This window comes from Terrabacter sp. RAF57 (genome assembly GCF_052113925.1).
In the GTDB taxonomy this organism is placed as follows: Bacteria; Actinomycetota; Actinomycetes; order Actinomycetales; family Dermatophilaceae; genus Terrabacter.
Map to the genome: position 1 here is coordinate 291,491 of NZ_JBFRDT010000003.1, position 19,566 is coordinate 311,056.

Here is a 19,566-nt window from a genome sequence, read left to right on the forward strand (position 1 = left end):
CCAGCATGACCAACCCGAACACCCAGGCCCTCTCAGAAGCAGGCGTCTCCATCTGGCTCGACGACCTCTCCCGCGAGCTCATCGAGACCGGCCAGATCTCCGAGCTCATCACCGAGCGCAACGTCGTCGGTGTCACCTCGAATCCCTCGATCTTCCAGGCGGCGCTGTCGAAGGGCGACCGCTACAACGACGACCTGGCCGCCCTGACGAAGGCCGGCAAGGACGTCGAGGAGGTCGTCCACGAGCTGACGACGGAGGACGTCCGCGACGCGTGCGACCTCTTCCTGCCGCTCTACGAGTCGACCAAGGGTGTCGACGGCCGCGTCTCCATCGAGGTCGACCCACGCCTGGCGCACGACACCGACAAGACGGTCGAGCAGGCGAAGCAGATGCACGGTGACGTGGCCCGCCCCAACGTCCTCATCAAGATCCCCGCGACGAAGGCCGGCCTCCCGGCGATCACCGCCACCATCGCCGAGGGCATCAGCGTCAACGTGACGCTGATCTTCTCCCTCGAGCGCTACCGCGCCGTCATGAACGCCTACCTCGAGGGCCTCGAGAAGGCGCACGCCAACGGGCACGACCTGTCGACGATCCACTCGGTCGCCTCGTTCTTCGTCTCCCGCGTCGACACCGAGATCGACAAGCGGCTCGACGCCATCGGCACCGACGAGGCCCGCGCCCTCAAGGGCAAGGCCGGCCTCGCCAACGCCCGCCTCGCCTACCAGGCCTTCGAGGAGGTCTTCTCGACGCCGCGCTGGGGCTCGCTCGCCGAGGCCGGCGCCAACGTGCAGCGCCCGCTCTGGGCGTCGACCGGCGTCAAGGACCCGGCCTACCCCGACACGATGTACGTCACCGAGCTCGTCGCCGCCGACGTCGTCAACACGATGCCCGGCAAGACGCTCGAGGCGACCGCCGACCACGGCGACATCCACGGCGACACGGTGACCGGCGGCTACGAGCTGGCCGGCAACGTCCTCGACGACCTCGAGGGCGTTGGTGTCTCGTACAACGAGGTCGTCGACCTGCTCGAGACCGAGGGCGTCGACAAGTTCGAGAAGGCGTGGGGCGAGCTGTTGGACGGCGTCACCGCGGAGATGGAGAAGGTGACGGCATGAGCTCGCTGTCCGTCAGCGCAGCAGGAGCAGCGGCGGACGCGATCGCGAGGCACGTGCCGAGCCTCGTCGACGACTCCGTCGCGAGCCGCCTCTTCGCCCGGGACGCCACGCTGTGGGGTCCTGACGCCGAGTCCGAGTCGCGGGTCCGCCTGTCCTGGGTGGGCCTCCCGCGATCCTCGCGCCCCCTCGTCGGCGAGATCGCGGCGCTGCGCGACTCCTTCGCCGAGCAGGGCCTGACCCACGTCGTGCTCTGCGGCATGGGCGGCTCCTCGCTCGCGCCGGAGGTCATCTGCGCCACGGCCGGCAAGCCGCTCGTCGTGCTCGACTCGTCCGACCCCGACTACGTCCGGCGTGCCCTCGGCGACGACCTCGACCACACCGTGGTCGTCGTCTCGAGCAAGTCCGGCTCCACGGTCGAGACCGACTCCCAGCGCCGTGCCTACGAGCAGGCGTTCACCGACGCCGGCATCGACCCCGCGTCGCGCATCGTCATCGTCACCGACCCGGGCAGCCCGCTCGACAAGGAGTCCCGCGCCAAGGGCTACCGCGTCGTCAACGCCGACCCCGACGTCGGTGGCCGCTACTCGGCGCTGACCGCCTTCGGTCTCGTGCCGAGCGGCCTCGCCGGCGTCGACGTCGAGGCCCTCCTCGACGAGGCCGAGTCCGTCGCCGACCTGCTGGCCGCCGACGACGACGCCAACCCCGGTCTGCGCCTCGGCGCCGCCATGGGTGGCACCGACCCCCTGCGTGACAAGCTCGTCCTCGTCGACGACGGCTCCGGCATCGTCGGGTTCGCCGACTGGGCCGAGCAGCTCATCGCCGAGTCCACCGGCAAGAACGGCACCGGCGTCCTGCCGGTCGTCGCCGGTGGGGACGAGGACCCCGAGGTGGCCTGGCCCGCGGCCGACGTCACCGTGGCGCGTCTCGTGGACGCCGACAGCGAGGCGGCCCCGTCGGGCGACGTCGCGTCGGAGGTACGCGTGGGCGGCGCCCTGGGTGCCCAGCTGCTCCTGTGGGAGGTGGCCACCGCCGTCGCCGGGCGCCTGCTCGGCATCAACCCCTTCGACCAGCCCGACGTCGAGAGCGCCAAGAAGGCCGCCCGCGCCCTGCTCGACCAGGGAACCGGCTCGAGCACGGACCCCGCCGCGACGGACGGCGCCATAGAGATCCGCACGCTCGGTGGGTCGCGCGACTGGCTCGGCGACGCACGCACCGTGCCCGCGGCCCTCGACGCGCTCTTCGCGCAGCTCGACCGCGAGCACGGCTACGTCGCCGTCATGGCCTACCTCGACCGGCTGGCCGACGCCGACCTCGCCGAGTGCCGCGTCCCGCTCGCCCGTCGCACGGAGCGTCCGACGACGTTCGGCTGGGGCCCGCGCTTCCTGCACTCGACCGGCCAGTTCCACAAGGGCGGCCCGGCGGTGGGCGTCTACCTCCAGATCACGACGGCACCCAAGGAGGACCTCGCGATCCCCGGACGCGAGTTCACCTTCGGTGACTTCATCGCCTCGCAGGCGGGCGGCGACGCCGCGGTCCTCGCCGACCACGGACGCCCCGTCCTCCAGCTGCACCTCACCGACCACGACGCAGGTCTCGCGCAGCTGCGCGAGGCGCTGCTGGCAGGAGGCCGCGCATGAGTCCTGCGCGCATCTCGCACGGGCACAACCCGCTGCGCACCGCCGAGGACAAGCGCCTCCCCCGCATCGCCGGACCGTGCGGTCTCGTCCTCTTCGGCGTGACCGGTGACCTGGCCCGCAAGAAGCTCATGCCGGCGATCTACGACCTCGCCAACCGCGGGCTGCTGCCGCCGGGCTTCTCGCTCGTCGGTTTCGCCCGCCGTGACTGGGCGGCCCAGGACTTCGGCCAGGTCGTCCACGACGCCGTGAAGCAGCACGCCCGCACCCCCTTCAGCGAGGACGTGTGGCGCAACCTCTCCGAGGGCTTCCGTTTCGTGCCCGGCACGTTCGACGACCCGGCGGCGTTCGACCTGCTGGCCAAGACGGTCGACGAGCTCGACCAGGACCGCGGCACCGGCGGCAACCACGCCTTCTACCTCTCGATCCCCCCGGGCTTCTTCGCGACCGTGTGCGAGCAGCTCGAGCGGTGCGGCCTGACCAAGGCCGAGGGCGACAGCTGGCGACGCGTCATCATCGAGAAGCCCTTCGGGCACGACCTCAAGAGCGCCCAGGAGCTCAACGAGATCGTCGAGGGCGTCTTCCCACCTGACTCCGTCTTCCGCATCGACCACTACCTCGGCAAGGAGACGGTCCAGAACCTCCTGGCCCTCCGCTTCGCCAACCAGCTCTTCGAGCCGGTGTGGAACGCCAACTACGTCGACCACGTGCAGATCACGATGGCCGAGGACATCGGCATCGCGGGCCGCGCCGGCTACTACGATGGCATCGGCGCGGCGCGCGACGTCATCCAGAACCACCTGCTCCAGCTCCTCGCGCTCACCGCGATGGAGGAGCCGGTCTCCTTCGACGCCAAGGACCTTCGCGCCGAGAAGGAGAAGGTGCTCTCGGCCGTCCGCCTCCCTGCTGACCTCGACAAGGGCGCCGCTCGCGGGCAGTACGGCGGTGGCTGGCAGGGCGCCGAGGAGGTCGTCGGCTACCTCGAGGAGGACGGCGTCGACCCCACGTCGGTCACCGAGACCTTCGCCGCCGTGACTCTCGAGGTCGACACCCGCCGCTGGGCGGGCGTCCCGTTCTACCTGCGCACCGGCAAGCGTCTCGGCAAGCGCGTCACCGAGATCGCGGTCGTCTTCAAGCGTGCGCCGCACCTGCCCTTCGAGCACACCGCGACGGAGGAGCTCGGGCAGAACGCCATCGTCATCCGCGTGCAGCCCGACGAGGGCGTCACCATCCGCTTCGGCTCCAAGGTGCCCGGTGCGCAGATGGAGGTCCGCGACGTCACGATGGACTTCGGCTACGGCTCGTCGTTCACCGAGGCGTCGCCAGAGGCGTACGAACGCCTCATCCTCGACGTGCTGCTCGGTGACCCGCCGCTCTTCCCGCGGCACGAAGAGGTCGAGTCGTCCTGGCGGATCCTCGACCCGCTCATGAAGCACTGGGCCAAGTCCGGCAAGCCGGAGCAGTACACCGCGGGAACGTGGGGACCGCCCTCGGCCGACGAGATGCTCGAACGCGACGGACGTACGTGGAGGATGCCGTGATCCGCGACCTGACCGACACCACGACCACCGGCGTCAGCAAGACGCTGGTGCGCCTGCGCAACGAGGTCGGCGCGATGGCGCTCGGCCGCGTGCTGACGCTCGTCGTGGTCGTCGAGGACACCGACGCCGGCAACGCCATCGACGTCGCCAACCAGGCGAGCCGCCAGCACCCCTGCCGCATCATCGTCGTCATCTCCGGCGACCGCCGCGGCAAGAACCGTCTCGACGCGCAGATCCGTCTCGGCGGTGACGCCGGCGCGAGCGAGATCGTCGTGCTCCGGCTCTACGGTGCGCTGGCCAACCACGGCCCGAGCGTCGTCGTGCCGCTCCTGCTGCCCGACTCCCCCATCGTGGCCTGGTGGCCCGGTGAGGCACCGGCCGACGTCGCGAAGGACCCCATCGGCGCGATGGCCCAGCGCCGGATCACCGACGTCGCCGAGCACCGCAACCCGCGGCTCATGCTCAAGAAGCGGGCGGCGAACTACGCACCGGGCGACACCGACCTCGCGTGGACCCGCCTGACCCGCTGGCGTGGCCTGCTCGCCGCCGCGCTCGACCAGCCGCCCTACGAGCCGATCACCGGGGCCGTCGTCAGCGGCGCGCCCGACTCCCCGTCGAGCGACCTGCTCGCCGGCTGGCTCTCGCGTCGGCTCCGGGTGCCCGTGCACCGGGTCTCGACCCCGCGGGGGTCGGGCATCAGCTCGGTCCGCCTCGAGCGCAAGAGCGGCCCCATCGACCTGGTGCGTCCCGGCGACGTCGTCGCTACGCTCTCGCAGACCGGTCAGCCCGACCGCCGGATCAGCCTGCCCCGGCGCGAGCTACCGGAGTGCCTGGCCGACGAGCTGCGTCGCCTCGACCCGGACGACGCCTACGAGGACGCGCTGCTGCACGGCCTCGGGGCGCTCCAGCCGGTGCGTCTCACCGCGGCCGCAGCCGCCAAGGCAGGCAAGGCTCCGGACCCCGCCGAGTCGCGTCGCCTTGCGGCCCGCCTCGGCCGTGACGAGTCGGCGCAGGAGGCCAGCGCGATGATCACGGCTCCCCCGGCGCCCGAGCACGCCGAGACCGCCGACGTGCACGCGGCCACCGTCCGCAAGCTCGCGGGCAAGCGGACGCCCCGCGAGAAGCAAGCCGCCAAGAACCGGAAGACGGCGGCCGGGACCGAGTCGACGACCCCAGCCAGGACAGCCTCCCCGACCAAGCGAGCCACCGCCAAGCCAGCCACCGCCAAGCGGGCGACGACGAAGGCGGCCGCGACGTCGGCCACCCGGAGCGCCGCGACGAAGGGTGCATCGAAGACGGGCGCGGCCAAGAGCACGACGAAGGCCGCGTCGCGGACGACGGCGGGCACCCGCAAGGCGACGGCTCGCAAGGCCACCACGGCCACCACGGCCACGAAGGCGGCGAGCGGGACGGCGACCTCGTGACCGCCGAGCCGCGCGTCGTCGTCCACCCGGACAAGCAGTCCCTGGCCGACGCCGCCGCGGCCCGGTTCGTCACCGCGTTGGTCGACGCCCAGACCCGCAAACCCGAGGCCCAGGTGGCTCTCACCGGCGGGTCCATGGGATCGGCGATCATCGCCTCCGTCCTGACGACGCCGGGCCGCTCGGCCGTCGACTGGTCACGGGTACGCGTGTGGTGGGGCGACGAGCGCTACCTCCCGGCGGGTGACCCCGACCGCAACGACACCCAGAACGACGAGGCGGGTCTCAGCACGCTGGGACTCGACCCGGCGAAGGTGCACCGGGTGGCCGGTCCCGACGCCTCGGAGAGCGCCGAGGCCAGCGCCGAGGCCTACGCCCGCACGATCCGCGAGCACGGCCAGAAGGCGTGGGACGTCGTGCTCTTCGGCGTCGGCCCGGACGGTCACGTCGCCTCGCTCTTCCCGCACCACCCGGCCCAGCGAGTGACCGACGCGATCGCGATCGCCGTGCACGACTCGCCGAAGCCGCCGCCGGACCGGGTGAGCCTCACCTTCGAGTGCTTCGAGCGCTCCCACGAGGTGTGGTTCCTCGTGTCCGGAGCCGACAAGGCCGAGGCGGTCGAGGCCGCGCTCGTCCCGGGTGCGGACCGCTGGGACGTCCCCGCGGCCGGACCCGCGGGCACGGACGCGACCCTGTGGCTCGTCGACGCCGACGCGGCCTCGGCCCTCGACTGACCGACGCGGCCGACCGACGCGACTGACCGACGCGGCCGGCCGCGCGGCACCGGACGGCATACGAAACGACGAAGGGCCCGGGAGGATCTCCCGGGCCCTTCGTCGTCAGGTCACCCACCGGTGACCCGGGGGGTCACTGGATGAGGCCGCGCTCGCGCAGCGTGCTCAGGGCCTCGTCGAGGATGGCGGCGCCGTCGGCGTCGCTGCGACGCTCCTTCACGTAGGCCAGGTGCGTCTTGTAGGGCTCGACCTTCGGCGGGGCCGGGGGGTTGTCCTTGTCCTGGCCGGCCGGGAACCCGCAGCGCGGGCAGTCCCACGTCTCGGGCAGGACCATGCCGGGCTCCTCGGCGAAGCTCGGACGGGTCTCGTGCCCGTTGGAGCACCAGTAGGAGATGTGGACGCGAGGGGCGGCGTCGCCGCGCTCCGCCTCGCCCATCGGGCCGGCGCCGACCCGGCTTCCACGAATGGCGTTACCGCTGGCCATCTGTTCCTTCTCTCAGCTCGCGAAACGGGCCAGGAGGCCCAGACCGATGATCGCCGTCGCCCAGACGAGCGCCACGGCCACCGTGAAGCGGTCGAGGTTGCGCTCGGCGACCGATGAGCCACCGAGCGACGTGGACATGCCCCCGCCGAACATGTCGGACAGGCCGCCACCCTTGCCCTTGTGCAGCAGGATGAAGAGGGTCAGGACCATGCTGGACAGCACCAGCAGGACCTGAAGCACGATGCGAACCGCATCCACGTGGTCACTCCAAATCGTCGGGATCTCGGGGGTCGTCGGGCCGGACGGCCACTCCCCCGCGTGTTCCGGGGCTCGGGTAAGGATACCTGCCCGAGGGCCCTTCGGCCGAACGGCCCCGTGGGATCCGTCCGGCCGAAGGGAAGGTATCAGGACGTGCCGACGTGGTCGCGGTAGCGACAGATCGACGCGAACTCCGTCGGGTCGATCGACGCACCACCGACGAGGGCGCCGTCGACGTCCTCCTGGGCCATGATCGCCGCGACGTTGCCCGACTTGACGCTGCCGCCGTAGAGGACGCGTACGCCGTCGGCGACGTCGCCGCTGTAGAGCTCGGCGAGCAGCGTGCGGATGGCCGCGCAGACCTCCTGCGCGTCGTCGGGCGTGGCGACCTCGCCCGTGCCGATGGCCCAGATGGGCTCGTAGGCGATGACGACCGATGCCGCCTGCTCCTTGGTCACCCCGTCGAGGTTCTCGCGCAGCTGGGCGACGACGTGCTCGACCTGACGGCCCTCCTTGCGCACGTCGAGCGCCTCGCCGCAGCAGAGGATCGGCGTCAGGCCGTGGGCGTAGGCCGCCTTGACCTTGGCGTTGACGACGGCGTCGGTCTCGCCGTGGCCCTCGCGCCGCTCGCTGTGCCCGACGGTGACGTACGTGCAGCCGAGCTTGGCGAGGAAGGCGCCCGAGATGTCACCGGTGTAGGCACCCGAGGTGTGCGGCGACAGGTCCTGCGCGCCGTACCTGAGGTCGAGCTTGTCGCCCTCGATGAGCGTCTGGACCGAGCGCAGGTCGGTGAAGGGCGGCAGGACGGCGACCTCGACGGCCGCGTGGTCGTGCTTCGCGTCGCGCAGCGTCCAGTCGAGCTTCTGCACGAGGTGCGTCGCCTGGAGGTGGTCGAGGTTCATCTTCCAGTTGCCGGCCATGAGCGGGACGCGCCCGACCGGCTTGGTGTCCTTGGCCATCAGGCGTCGCCCTCCTCGAGCACGGTGAGTCCGGGCAGCTCCTTGCCCTCGAGGTACTCGAGGCTGGCGCCGCCGCCGGTGGAGATGTGGCCGAAGTCGGAGTCGGCGAAGCCGAGCTGGCGCACGGCCGCGGCGGAGTCGCCGCCACCGACGACGGTGAGGGCGCCCTGGGCGGTGATCTCGACGAGCGCCTGGGCCAGCGCCTTGGTGCCGGCGGCGTAGGGCTGCATCTCGAAGGCGCCCATCGGGCCGTTCCAGAAGACGGTGCGGCAGTCGGCGAGCTTCTCGGCGAAGAGCGCGCTCGACGCGGGCCCGATGTCGAGGCCCATCCGGTCGGCCGGGATGGCGTCGGCCGGGACGACCTCGTGGGCCGCGTCAGCGCTGAACGCGTCGGCGGCGACGACGTCGACCGGAAGCACGATCTCGACGCCCTCCTTCGCGGCCCGCTCGAGGTAGCCCTTGACCGTGTCGATCTGGTCAGCCTCGAGCAGGCTCTTGCCGACCTCGTGGCCCTGCGCGGCGAGGAAGGTGAAGACCATGCCGCCACCGATGAGGAGACGGTCCGCCGTGCCGAGGAGGTTGCCGATGACGCCGAGCTTGTCGGACACCTTCGCGCCACCGAGGACGACGGCATACGGGCGCTCGGGGTCCTTCGTCAGGCGGCGCAGGACGTCGACCTCGGTGGAGACGAGGTCGCCCGTGGCATGCGGCAGCAGGCGCGCGACGTCGTAGACGGAGGCCTGCTTGCGGTGCACGACCCCGAAGCCGTCGGAGACGAAGACGTCGGCGAGAGAAGCGAGCTCGCCCGCGAAGCCGGCACGCTCGTCGTCGGTCTTGCCGGTCTCGCCGGCGTTGAAGCGAAGGTTCTCGAGGAGCAGCACCTGGCCGTCCTCGAGCGCCGCTGCCTTGGCCTTGGCGTCGTCACCCACGGTGTCGTCGGCGAAGACGACGCCGGTGCCGAGCACCTCGCTGAGTCGCCGCGCGACCGGCGCGAGGGAGTACTTGGCCTCCGGGGCGCCCTTGGGGCGGCCGAGGTGGGCGCAGACGATGACGCGGGCGCCGGCGTCGGCCAGGCCCTTGATCGTCGGGGCCGAGGCACGGATGCGGCCGTCGTCGGTGATCGTCGAGCCGTCGAGCGGCACGTTGAGGTCGGACCGGACGAGGACGCGCTTGCCGCGCAGGTCCCCGAGATCGCTGGTGGTCTTCACGCGGGATGCCTCTTCGTCAGTTGGGAATGGGCGGGCACGGGTGACAAGGGTGCGGCCACCGCCCGGGGTGCTCGGGAGAGCGCCGGGGGCGGTGGCCGAGTGGCTCAGAGCGACGAGCCGACGAGCGCGACGAGGTCGACGAGCCGGTTGGAGTAGCCCCACTCGTTGTCGTACCAGCCGACGACCTTGACCTGGTTGCCGATGACCTTGGTGAGACCGGCGTCGAAGATGCACGAGGCGGGGTCGGTCTCGATGTCCTTGGAGACGATCTCGTCCTCGGTGTAGACGAGGAAGCCCTTCATCGGGCCCTCGGCCGCCGCCTTGACGGCGGCGTTGACCTCTTCGACGGTCGTCTCGCGACCGGCCTCGAAGGTCAGGTCGGTGGCCGAGCCGGTCGGCACCGGCACGCGGAGCGCGTAGCCGTCGAGCTTGCCCTTGAGCTCGGGCAGCACGAGGGCGACGGCCTTGGCGGCGCCGGTCGTGGTCGGGACGATGTTGAGGGCGGCGGCGCGGGCCCGACGGAGGTCCTTGTGCGGGGCGTCCTGGAGGTTCTGGTCCTGCGTGTAGGCGTGGATGGTCGTCATGAGGCCCTTGACGATGCCGAACTCGTCGTTGAGGGCCTTGGCCATCGGCGCGAGGCAGTTCGTCGTGCACGAGGCGTTGGAGATCACCGTGTGCGCGGCGGGGTCGTACAGCTCGTGGTTGACGCCCATCACGATCGTGATGTCCTCGTTCTTGGCCGGGGCCGAGATGATGACCTTCTTGGCGCCACCGTCGATGTGGGCCTTGGCCTTCTGGGCGTCGGTGAAGAAGCCGGTGGACTCGACGATGATGTCGGCGCCGACGCCGGCCCAGTCGATGTTGGCGGGGTCGCGCTCCTCGAAGACGCGGATGGCCTTGCCGTCGACGATGATCGACGTGTCGTCGTAGGTGACCTCACCGGGGAAACGGCCCAGGATCGAGTCGTACTTGAGCAGGTGGGCGAGGGTCTTGTTGTCCATGAGGTCGTTGGTGGCCACGACCTCGATGTCGGCTCCGGACGCCACGATGGCGCGGAAGAAGTTGCGGCCGATGCGGCCAAAGCCGTTGATACCAACGCGAACGGTCACTGCTGTGCACCTCTTCGGTGAGACTGTGTCGGACGAAAATGCCAGACCTTGGGCCGCCCCGTTGCGACCTCGATCACACCACACCCTAGTGCGTCGCCTCCGACGCCGAAGCGGCAGTCTCAGGGCTTGGTGAGCACGCGCTCAGCACGCGCCGCCCCCGCCGCGCGGGCACCCGAGCGACGGCGTCGGACGCCCCGGTTCAGCTCTCGAGCATGTCGGCCGTGAGGTTGGCGTCGGTGCCGGCGACCCCGAGCTCCTCGGCCCGCTTGTCGGCCATGGCGAGCAGGCGCCGGATGCGACCGGCCACGGCGTCCTTGGTCATCGGCGGCTTGGCCAGCTGGCCGAGCTCCTCGAGGCTGGCCTGCTTGTGCTCGAGGCGGAGCACCCCGGCCTCACGCAGGTGGTCGGGGATCTCCTCGCCGAGCAGCTCCATGGCGCGCTCGACCCGGGCCCCGGCAGCGACGGCGGCCCGTGCGGAGCGGCGCAGGTTGGCGTCGTCGAAGTTGGCCAGGCGGTTGGCCGTCGCCCGCACCTCGCGGCGCATCCGCCGCTCCTCCCACGCCATGACGGCGTCGTGGGCCCCGAGACGCGTCAGCATCGCACCGATGGCGTCGCCGTCGCGGATGACGACCCGGTCGACGCCGCGGACCTCGCGGGCCTTGGCCTGGATGCCGAGGCGGCGTGCGGCGCCGACGAGGGCGAGGGCGGCCTCGGGACCGGGGCACGTCACCTCGAGCGCCGACGAGCGCCCCGGCTCGGTGAGCGAGCCGTGCGCGAGGAACGCGCCCCGCCAGGCGGCCTCGGAGTCGCACGTCGCGGCGCTGACCACCTTGGGCGGCAGGCCGCGGACGGGACGCCCACGCGTGTCGATGAGCCCGGTCTGCCGGGCAAGGGTGGCGCCCTCCTCGACGACCCGGACGACGTAGCGGGAGCCACGACGCAGACCGCCGGCGGCGAGGACGAGCACGTCGCTCTTGTGCCCGTAGACCTCGGCGATGTTTCGGCGCAGGCGACGTGCGGCGTTCGCGGTGTCGAGCTCGGCCTCGACGACGATCTGTCCCCCGATGATGTGCAGCCCGCCGGCGAAGCGGAGCATCGTCGAGACCTCGGCCTTGCGACAGCAGGGTTTGGTCACCTCGAGGCGTGAGAGCTCGTCCTTCACCTTTGCTGTCATGGCCATGGGCGACATCCTGCCACCCTGATCAAGCACCCTCGCGCCGGAGCCCCGGCCCGCTCTGCGAACGGCAGCGCCACGAGCTCAGGAGATGACGTCGCGCAGCGCCGCCGCGAGCCGCAGCGGGTCGTGGACCCCGGGCTCGCCCCGGGCCGCCACCGGCGCGACGACGAGCTCGGCCCCGAGCTCGGCGGCCGCCGCCCGCAGCGACGCACCGTCGGGGACGACGCTCGGGTCGGCGAGCACGACGTCGAGCCGGAGGTCGGGAGCGTTGGCGGCGAAGGACGCGAGGTGGTCCTCGGCCCGGAAGTCGCGGGTCTCCCCCTTGTGCACCTCGAGGTTGAGGTTGAGCAGTCGCTTGGCCGGCGTCGAGACGAGTGCGTCGACGAGGTCGGGCACGAGCAGGTGCGGCATGACGGACGTGAACCACGACCCGGGTCCGAGCATGACCCAGTCGGCGTCGCGGACGGCGGAGAGTGCCTCGTGGCAGGGCTCCGGACACGTCGGCACGATGCCGATCGACGACACGATGCCCGGCGACGACGCGACGCGGTGCTGTCCGCGCACGTCGACCGTGGCATCGGGGCGGGCCGGGTCGTGGCCGCGGATCTCGGCCACGATCTCGAGCGGCTCGGCCGCCATCGGCAGCACCCGGCCCCGCGCGCCGAGCAGACGCCCCACGAGGTCGAGCCCCTGCACCGTGTCGCCGAGCAGCTCCCAGATCGAGACGATCATGAGGTTGCCGAGCGCGTGGCCCTTGAGGTCCCCCGTGCCGGCGAAACGGTGCTGGAGCACGTCGCGCCAGGTGTGGCCCCAGTCGCTGTCGTCGCACAGCGCCGAGAGCGCCATCCGCAGGTCGCCGGGGGGCAGCACGTCGAACTCCTCGCGGAGCCGCCCGCTCGACCCGCCGTCGTCGGCGACGGTGACGACGGCGGTGACGTTGTCGGTGAGCAGCCGCAGCGCGGTCAGCGCCGCGGCCAGGCCGTGACCACCACCGAGCGCGACGATGCGCCGGTGGTGCGAGGAACCGAGGGGCAGTCGCTGGGTCGTCACCGCAGTCGTCCCGGTCACTCCCGACCCAGGTCGCGGTGGACGACGAACGTGTCGACGCGGTCCCGGCCGCCGAGCCGCCCGCTCAGCGCCTCCGCGATCGCGACGGACCGGTGCTTGCCGCCGGTGCAGCCGACGGCCACGGTGACGTAGCGGCGCCCCTCGCGGACGTAGCCGTCGATCATCGTGTCGAGCAGGTCACCGGCGCGGTCGAGGAACTCGTCGGCGCCCTCCTGCTTCATGACGAACTCGCTGACGGGAGTGTCGCGCCCGGTCAGCGCCCGCAGCTCGGGCACCCAGTAGGGGTTGGGCAGGAAACGCATGTCGAAGACGACGTCGGCGTCGAGCGGCAGGCCGTACTTGAAGCCGAACGACATGACCGCGATGCGCAGCTGGACGCGCCGGTCGCCCGCGAAGAGCGAGGAGAGCTTGGCGCTCAGCTGGTGGACGTTGAGGCCCGAGCTGTCGATGACGACGTCAGCCGACGAGCGCAGGTCGAGGAGCAGCTCGCGCTCGCGCTGGATGCCGTCGAGGAGCCGACCCTCGCCCTGGAGCGGGTGCGGTCGGCGCACGCTCTCGAAGCGGCGGACGAGCGCCTCGTCGGTGGCGTCGAGGAAGACGAGGCTGGGACGCTCGCCGCGCTCGCGGGCCGCACCGATGGCGCCCTCGAGCTGGGCGAACCAGCCACGCGAGCGCACGTCGACGACGACGGCGACCTGCTGGAGGTGGGCCTCGGGGTGCTGGGCGCGGGCCTCGTCGCGCAGCTCGGCGAGGTGCGTGAGCAGCTGCGGTGGCAGGTTGTCGACGACGAGCCACCCGAGGTCCTCGAGGACGTTGGCGGTCGTGCTGCGTCCGGCCCCGCTCATCCCGGTGACGATGACGATCGGAGCATCGGCCAAGGGCGTCTGCGGTGTGCGCCTGGTGTCGGCGGTCATTCGAGCACTTCTCCCGTCGTGAGGTTCACGGCTGGCTCCTGGGGTGCTCCCTCAGCCAAGTGGTTGACGACGGCCGACGCAAGCGACCGGCCGAAGCCGGGTACGGCCATGATGTCCGTTGTGTCCGCCGCGCGAAGGCGTTTGACCGAACCGAAGTGGCGCAGCAGCGCCTTCTGACGGCTCGCGCCGAGCCCGGGTATGCCGTCGAGCTGGGAGGTCGTCATCGCCTTGGACCGCCGCTGCCGGTGGAAGGTGATCGCGAAGCGGTGGGCCTCGTCGCGCAGCCGCTGGAGCAGGTAGAGCCCTTCGCTCGTGCGGGGCAGGATGACCGGGTGGTCGTCGCGCGGGACCCACACCTCCTCGAGGCGCTTGGCGAGCCCGACGAGCGCGACCTCCTCGATGCCGAGCTCGTCGAGCACGGCCTGGGCGGCGTTGACCTGCGGCAGGCCGCCGTCGACGACGACGAGGCTGGGTGGGTAGGCGAACCGTCGAGGCCGTCCGGTCTCGGGGTCGATCGGACCGGAGGCGGACGGCCCGTCGTCGTCCGACGGACCCGTCGCGTCGGGGCCGGCCGCGCCGTCGGTCGCCCCGCCGACGACCCCCGTCGAGAGGTCGAGGTCGCCCGCTCCCTCGGCGTCCTCGAGGTAGCGCCGGAACCGGCGGGTCAGCACCTCGCGCATCGCGGCGGTGTCGTCGACGGTGACCGGCTCGCCGTCCTCGGTGGCCGCGCCCCGGACGATGAAGCGGCGGTACTCGCTCTTGCGGGCCAGTCCGTCCTCGAAGACGACCATCGACGCGACGACGTTGGTGCCCTGGACGTGGCTGACGTCGTAGCACTCGATGCGCAGCGGTGCGTCGTCGAGGCCGAGGTAGTCCTGCAGCTCCTGCAGCGCCTTGCTGCGCAGCGTCAGGTCGCCGGCGCGGGCCACCTTGTGCCGGGCCAGCGACTGCTCGGCGTTGCGCCGGACCGTCTCGCTCAGGGTGCGCTTGTCGCCGCGTTGCGGCACGCGGACGCTGACCGCGGAGCCGCGCACCGACGACAGCCACTCGGTGACGGCCTCGGGGTCGGCCGGCAGGCTCGGGACGAGCACCTCGCGCGGGATCGCGTCGCGCTCGGCGTCGCCGTAGACCTGCAGCAGCAGGTGCTCGACGAGGGTCGGGATGTCCTCGCTCTCCTTCTCGACGACCCAGCCCCGCTGGCCGCGGATGCGTCCACCCCGGACGTGGAAGACCTGGACCGCGGCCTCGAGGTCGTCGTCGGCGAGGGCGAAGACGTCGGCGTCGGTGGCGTCACCGAGGACGACGGCCTGCTTCTCGAGCGCCTTGGTCAGGGCCCCGATGTCGTCGCGCAGCCGGGCGGCCTGCTCGAAGTCGAGCTCCGCGGCCGCCTCCTTCATGCGCGTCTCGAGGCGCTTCGCGAAGCGCGTCGTGTTGCCCGCCATGAAGTCGCAGAAGTCCTCGGCGATGGCTCGGTGCTCCTCGGCGGTGACGCGGCCGACGCACGGGGCCGAGCACTTGTCGATGTAGCCGAGCAGGCACGGTCGACCGCTCGCCGTCGCGCGCTTGAACACGCCGGACGAGCACGTGCGCACGGGGAAGACCCGCAGCAGCAGGTCGAGGGTCTCGCGGATCGCCCAGGCATGGCCGTAGGGCCCGAAGTAGCGGGTGCCCTTGCGCTTGGCGCCGCGCATGACCTGGGCCCGCGGGAACTCCTCGCCCATCGTCACGGCGAGGAAGGGGTAGGACTTGTCGTCGCGGTACTTGACGTTGAAGCGCGGGTCGAACTCCTTGATCCAGGAGTACTCGAGCTGCAGGGCCTCGACCTCGGTGCGCACGACGGTCCACTCGACCGAGCTCGCCGTCGTGACCATCGTCGCGGTGCGCGGGTGCAGGGCCGTGATGTCCTGGAAGTAGGACGACAGCCGCGGGCGCAGCGACTTGGCCTTGCCGACGTAGATGACCCGGCCGTGCGCGTCGCGGAAACGGTAGACGCCCGGGTCGGTCGGGATCTCTCCCGGCTTGGGTCGGTAGGTCGTCGGGTCCGCCACGTTCCCACCCTATGTCGACCCGCCGACGCCGCCGCAGGGCGTCCTCGCGTATGCCGTGTCGGCGGATCCGTGACCCCGCCCGGAAGGTGCCGGGCCCGGACGCACGACGCCCGGCCGGGCGCCGAGGAGGCACCGACCGGGCGGCATACGACAGCGGGTGACGCTCAGCTGACGGTGAACGTGTCACCGGTGACGGTGATGGTCTTGGCGGTCAGGCCGGTGGGCGCCGGGCCGGACACCCGGTCGCCGGTCGTGGCGTCGAAGTGGCTCTGGTGGCAGGGGCAGATGATCTGGCCGCCCTCGACGGAGGTGACGGTGCAGCCCTGGTGGGGGCACACCGCGTCGAACGCCTTGAACGTGCCGGCCGCCGGCTGGGTGACGACGGTCTTGGTGTCCGCGAAGATCTTGCCGCCGCCGACGGGGATCTCGGACGTCGGGGTGCCACCGGCGGCGGCCGAGCTCGCCCCGGAGGACGGAGCCGCCCCAGCGCTGCTCGACGCCGATTCGGCGGGAGCCGTCGGGACGGGCGGGCTGCTGCAGGCGACGAGTGCCCCGGCCCCGACGACGACCCCGGCGACCCGGAGGACGCCGCGGCGGTCGGTGAGCACGGAGATGCGGTCGCCGAGGCTCGGCTCGGCGGTGCCGCTGGACGGGCCGGTGGGCGGAGTGTCGGAGGTGCTCGTGCTGCTGGTCGGCTCGGTGGTGCTGGAGTGCGTGCGCTCAGTCATGCGTTCCTCTTCCGGGTCGTGGTCGACCTCGTCTTGCTCACGGTGGTGCTCGACGTGGTCTTCTTCGCAGCGGCGGTGGTGGCACCTCCTCGTGCGCGTCCGCTCGCCTTCGGTGCCGTGGCTGCCTTCGTCGTCGTCTTTGCCTTCACGGTGCGCGTCGTCGATGTGCCCGCGCCGTCAGCGGGCTGTGAGCCAGCCGAGCCCGCAGAGGCCGGGGCCTTCTTCGCGCGGGTGCGGGCCGGGCCGCGGCTCGTCGTGCGGGCCGTCCGCTCGAGGATCGGCTTGAGGAACCGCCCGGTGTGGCTGGCGGCCACCTCGGCAACGTCCTCGGGCGTGCCCTCCGCGATGACCATGCCACCGCCGGAGCCGCCCTCGGGCCCCATGTCGATGATCCAGTCTGCGTTCTTGATGACGTCGAGGTTGTGCTCGATGACGATGACGGTGTTGCCCTTGTCGACGAGGCCCTGGAGCACGTCGAGGAGCTTGCGGATGTCCTCGAAGTGCAAGCCGGTGGTCGGCTCGTCGAGGACGTAGATGGTGCGTCCGGTGGAGCGCTTCTGCAGCTCGCTGGCGAGCTTGACGCGTTGGGCCTCACCACCGGAGAGGGTCGGCGCCGGCTGGCCGAGGCGCACGTAGCCCAGGCCGACGTCGTTGAGGGTCTTGAGGTGACGCGCGATCGCGGGGACCGCCTCGAAGAACGTGGCGGCCTCCTCGATCGGCATGTCGAGCACGTCCGCGATCGTCTTGCCCTTGAAGTGCACCTCCAGCGTCTCCCGGTTGTACCGGGCCCCGTGGCACACCTCGCACGGGACGTAGACGTCGGGCAGGAAGTTCATCTCGATCTTGATCGTGCCGTCGCCGGAGCACGCGTCACAGCGGCCGCCCTTGACGTTGAAGGAGAACCGGCCCGGCTGGTAGCCGCGCACCTTGGCCTCCGTCGTCTCGGCAAAGAGCTTGCGCATGTTGTCGAAGACGCCGGTGTAGGTCGCGGGGTTCGACCGGGGGGTGCGCCCGATCGGGCTCTGGTCGACGTGCACGACCTTGTCGAGATGGTCGAGGCCCGTGACGGACTTGTGCCGTCCGGGCACGTGGCGGGCACCGTTGAGCTTGTTGGCGAGGACGTTGTAGAGGATGTCGTTGACGAGCGTCGACTTGCCGGAGCCCGACACGCCGGTGACGGCCACGAGGTTGCCGAGCGGGAAGTTCACCGAGACGTTCTGGAGGTTGTTCTCGCGGGCGCCGTTGACGGTGATCTGGCGCCCGTCGTGGCCGCGGCGCACGTCCGGAGACGGGATCTCGCGACGGCCCGAGAGGTACATGCCGGTCAGCGAGTCGGGATGCTCGAGCAGTCCCTTGACGGTGCCGGAGTGCACGACGTGGCCGCCGTGCTCACCGGCACCCGGGCCGATGTCGACGACCCAGTCGGCCGTCGCGATGGTGTCCTCGTCGTGCTCGACGACGATGAGCGTGTTGCCGAGGTCACGCAGGCGCGTCAGCGTCTCGATGAGGCGGTGGTTGTCGCGCTGGTGCAGGCCGATCGAGGGCTCGTCGAGGACGTAGAGCACCCCGACGAGGCCGGAGCCGATCTGGGTCGCGAGCCGGATGCGCTGGGCCTCGCCACCGGACAAGGTGCCGGCGGGGCGGTCGAGCGAGAGGTAGTCGAGGCCGACGTCGAGCAGGAAGCCGAGCCGCGCGTCGATCTCCTTGATGACGCGCTCGGCGATCTGCTTCTCGCGCGCCGTGAAGTCGACGGTGTCGAGGAAGCCGGCCGCCTCGTTGATGGCGAGCCCGCAGACCTCGGAGATGTTCTTGCCACCGACGAGCACGGCCAAGGACTCGGGCTTGAGGCGCGCGCCCTTGCAGACCGGGCACGGGACCTCGCGCATGAAGCCCTCGTAGCGGTCGCGGCTCCACTCGGAGTCGGTCTCGGAGTGGCGGCGCTTGATGAAGGGCACGACGCCCTCGAAGCCGGTCGTGTAGGAGCGGTCGCGGCCGTAGCGGTTCTTGTACTTGACGTGGACCTTGTAGTTCTGGCCGTGCAGCAGCGCCTCCTTGGCGCGGGCCGGCAGCGCCCGGAACGGCGCGTCCATCGAGAACTTCATGTCCTCGCCGAGCGCGCCCATGACGCGCTGGAAGTACTCGGCCGAGCCCGACCCCTGCGCCCAGGGGGCGATGGCGCCCTCGGCGAGCGACAGGTCGTCGTCGGGCACGACGAGCTCGGGGTCGACCTCGAGCTCGGTGCCGATGCCGGTGCACTCGGTGCAGGCGCCGAACGGCGAGTTGAAGGAGAACGATCGCGGCTGGATCTCGTCCATGCCGAGCGGGTGGTTGTTGGGGCAGGCCATCTTCTCGGAGAAGCGGCGCTCGCGGTCCTTGTCCTTGGCGTCGCGGTCGACGAAGTCGATGATGACCACGCCGCCGGCGAGGCCGAGGGCCGTCTCGACGGAGTCGGTGAGGCGACGCTTCGAGCCGGCGTCGTCGCCCTTGGCGACGAGGCGGTCGACGACGACCTCGATCGTGTGCTTCTTCTGCTTCTCGAGGGCGGGGGGCTCGGCGAGGGACACGACCTCGCCGTCGACCCGGGCACGCGAGAAGCCCTTCGTCTGGAGCTCGGCGAAGAGGTCGACGAACTCGCCCTTGCGGCCCTGCACGACGGGCGCGAGCACCTGGAAGCGGGTGCGGTCCTCGAGGGTCAGGAGCTGGTCGACGATCTGCTGCGGCGACTGCCGGGTGACGGGCTCACCGCAGACGGGGCAGTGCGGCCGGCCCGCGCGGGCGAAGAGCAGGCGCAGGTAGTCGTAGACCTCGGTGATGGTGCCTACGGTCGAGCGAGGGTTGCGGTTGGTCGACTTCTGGTCGATGGAGACCGCGGGCGAGAGCCCCTCGATGAAGTCGACGTCGGGCTTGTCCATCTGCCCGAGGAACTGCCGGGCGTACGCCGACAGCGACTCGACGTAGCGACGCTGCCCCTCCGCGAAGATCGTGTCGAACGCGAGGCTCGACTTGCCCGACCCCGAGAGCCCGGTGAAGACGATGAGGCTGTCGCGTGGGAGGTCGACGGACACGTCGCGCAGGTTGTGCTCGCGCGCGCCGCGGACGACGAGGGAATGGGCGTTGCCGGTGGGCGTAGCAGTCACGCGCAACATGCTAGGTGGGGTGACCGAC

General features: G+C 71.4%; 16 protein-coding genes. 5 read left to right on the plus strand and 11 right to left on the minus strand.

What is annotated here, in order from left to right:
• The first annotated feature begins 5 nt into the window (after nucleotides 1–5).
• Genes tal through pgl form a run of 5 tightly spaced genes read left to right on the plus strand, consistent with a single transcriptional unit; the run spans nucleotide 6 to nucleotide 6,448 of the window.
• Complete coding sequence (gene tal / locus AB4Y83_RS06375) at nucleotides 6–1,118, plus strand: transaldolase (RefSeq protein WP_442296331.1); 1,113 nt, start codon at nucleotides 6–8, stop codon at nucleotides 1,116–1,118.
• On the plus strand, nucleotides 1,115–2,755 hold the full coding sequence (locus tag AB4Y83_RS06380; protein WP_442296332.1) for a glucose-6-phosphate isomerase: 1,641 nt from the start codon (nucleotides 1,115–1,117) through the stop codon (nucleotides 2,753–2,755). Before tal ends, AB4Y83_RS06380 begins: the two co-directional genes overlap by 4 nt.
• Complete coding sequence (gene zwf / locus AB4Y83_RS06385) at nucleotides 2,752–4,293, plus strand: glucose-6-phosphate dehydrogenase (RefSeq protein WP_442273588.1); 1,542 nt, start codon at nucleotides 2,752–2,754, stop codon at nucleotides 4,291–4,293. The genes AB4Y83_RS06380 and zwf overlap by 4 nt, the downstream gene beginning before the upstream one ends.
• On the plus strand, nucleotides 4,290–5,717 hold the full coding sequence (gene opcA / locus AB4Y83_RS06390; RefSeq protein ID WP_442296333.1) for a glucose-6-phosphate dehydrogenase assembly protein OpcA: 1,428 nt from the start codon (nucleotides 4,290–4,292) through the stop codon (nucleotides 5,715–5,717). The genes zwf and opcA overlap by 4 nt, the downstream gene beginning before the upstream one ends.
• Nucleotides 5,714–6,448 (plus strand): 6-phosphogluconolactonase, encoded by a 735-nt coding sequence (pgl, locus tag AB4Y83_RS06395; RefSeq protein WP_442273590.1) that lies wholly within the window; start codon nucleotides 5,714–5,716, stop codon nucleotides 6,446–6,448. Before opcA ends, pgl begins: the two co-directional genes overlap by 4 nt.
• A gap of 133 nt (nucleotides 6,449–6,581) precedes the next feature.
• On the opposite strand, the gene AB4Y83_RS06400 is transcribed toward pgl, so the two are convergent.
• From AB4Y83_RS06400 to uvrA, 11 genes are all read right to left on the minus strand, one after another.
• Nucleotides 6,582–6,932, minus strand: a complete 351-nt coding sequence (locus tag AB4Y83_RS06400) for an RNA polymerase-binding protein RbpA (RefSeq protein WP_081633871.1) — start codon at nucleotides 6,930–6,932, stop codon at nucleotides 6,582–6,584.
• Between the two features lie 12 nt (nucleotides 6,933–6,944).
• Nucleotides 6,945–7,190: a preprotein translocase subunit SecG gene (gene secG / locus AB4Y83_RS06405; protein ID WP_020144105.1), complete on the minus strand. Its 246-nt coding sequence runs from the start codon at nucleotides 7,188–7,190 to the stop codon at nucleotides 6,945–6,947.
• 146 nt (nucleotides 7,191–7,336) lie between these two features.
• Nucleotides 7,337–8,149, minus strand: coding sequence for a triose-phosphate isomerase (tpiA, locus tag AB4Y83_RS06410; protein WP_442296334.1), 813 nt, complete (start codon nucleotides 8,147–8,149; stop codon nucleotides 7,337–7,339).
• On the minus strand, nucleotides 8,149–9,357 hold the full coding sequence (locus AB4Y83_RS06415) for a phosphoglycerate kinase (protein WP_442296335.1): 1,209 nt from the start codon (nucleotides 9,355–9,357) through the stop codon (nucleotides 8,149–8,151). Before AB4Y83_RS06415 ends, tpiA begins: the two co-directional genes overlap by 1 nt.
• A 104-nt stretch (nucleotides 9,358–9,461) precedes the next feature.
• Entirely contained in the window at nucleotides 9,462–10,466 is a 1,005-nt protein-coding gene (gap, locus tag AB4Y83_RS06420) for a type I glyceraldehyde-3-phosphate dehydrogenase (protein ID WP_056776721.1), read from the minus strand.
• 199 nt (nucleotides 10,467–10,665) lie between these two features.
• Nucleotides 10,666–11,646 (minus strand): DNA-binding protein WhiA, encoded by a 981-nt coding sequence (gene whiA / locus AB4Y83_RS06425; protein WP_028785583.1) that lies wholly within the window; start codon nucleotides 11,644–11,646, stop codon nucleotides 10,666–10,668.
• Between the two features lie 78 nt (nucleotides 11,647–11,724).
• On the minus strand, nucleotides 11,725–12,693 hold the full coding sequence (locus AB4Y83_RS06430) for a gluconeogenesis factor YvcK family protein (RefSeq protein ID WP_056777740.1): 969 nt from the start codon (nucleotides 12,691–12,693) through the stop codon (nucleotides 11,725–11,727).
• A 14-nt stretch (nucleotides 12,694–12,707) separates the two neighbouring features.
• On the minus strand, nucleotides 12,708–13,625 hold the full coding sequence (gene rapZ / locus AB4Y83_RS06435) for an RNase adapter RapZ (protein WP_056776719.1): 918 nt from the start codon (nucleotides 13,623–13,625) through the stop codon (nucleotides 12,708–12,710).
• Nucleotides 13,622–15,673, minus strand: coding sequence for an excinuclease ABC subunit UvrC (uvrC, locus tag AB4Y83_RS06440; protein ID WP_442296336.1), 2,052 nt, complete (start codon nucleotides 15,671–15,673; stop codon nucleotides 13,622–13,624). The genes rapZ and uvrC overlap by 4 nt, the downstream gene beginning before the upstream one ends.
• A gap of 164 nt (nucleotides 15,674–15,837) precedes the next feature.
• The gene (locus tag AB4Y83_RS06445) at nucleotides 15,838–16,401 is read right to left on the minus strand and encodes a Rieske (2Fe-2S) protein (protein ID WP_442296337.1); all 564 of its coding nucleotides are present in this window, start codon (nucleotides 16,399–16,401) and stop codon (nucleotides 15,838–15,840) included.
• Nucleotides 16,398–19,547, minus strand: coding sequence for an excinuclease ABC subunit UvrA (uvrA, locus tag AB4Y83_RS06450; protein WP_442296338.1), 3,150 nt, complete (start codon nucleotides 19,545–19,547; stop codon nucleotides 16,398–16,400). The genes AB4Y83_RS06445 and uvrA overlap by 4 nt, the downstream gene beginning before the upstream one ends.
• Between the last annotated feature and the right edge of the window lie 19 nt (nucleotides 19,548–19,566).

Excerpts from the sequence above, each read along its gene's own strand:
- AB4Y83_RS06445 (WP_442296337.1), bottom strand. The coding sequence starts at position 16,401 with ATGACTGAGCGCACGCACTCCAGCACCACCGAGCCGACCAGCAGCACG.
- rapZ (WP_056776719.1), bottom strand. The coding sequence starts at position 13,625 with ATGACCGCCGACACCAGGCGCACACCGCAGACGCCCTTGGCCGATGCT.
- zwf (WP_442273588.1), top strand. The coding sequence starts at position 2,752 with ATGAGTCCTGCGCGCATCTCGCACGGGCACAACCCGCTGCGCACCGCC.
- uvrA (WP_442296338.1), bottom strand. The coding sequence starts at position 19,547 with ATGTTGCGCGTGACTGCTACGCCCACCGGCAACGCCCATTCCCTCGTC.
- AB4Y83_RS06400 (WP_081633871.1), bottom strand. The coding sequence starts at position 6,932 with ATGGCCAGCGGTAACGCCATTCGTGGAAGCCGGGTCGGCGCCGGCCCG.
- tpiA (WP_442296334.1), bottom strand. The coding sequence starts at position 8,149 with ATGGCCAAGGACACCAAGCCGGTCGGGCGCGTCCCGCTCATGGCCGGC.
- tal (WP_442296331.1), top strand. The coding sequence starts at position 6 with ATGACCAACCCGAACACCCAGGCCCTCTCAGAAGCAGGCGTCTCCATC.
- AB4Y83_RS06380 (WP_442296332.1), top strand. The coding sequence starts at position 1,115 with ATGAGCTCGCTGTCCGTCAGCGCAGCAGGAGCAGCGGCGGACGCGATC.
- whiA (WP_028785583.1), bottom strand. The coding sequence starts at position 11,646 with ATGGCCATGACAGCAAAGGTGAAGGACGAGCTCTCACGCCTCGAGGTG.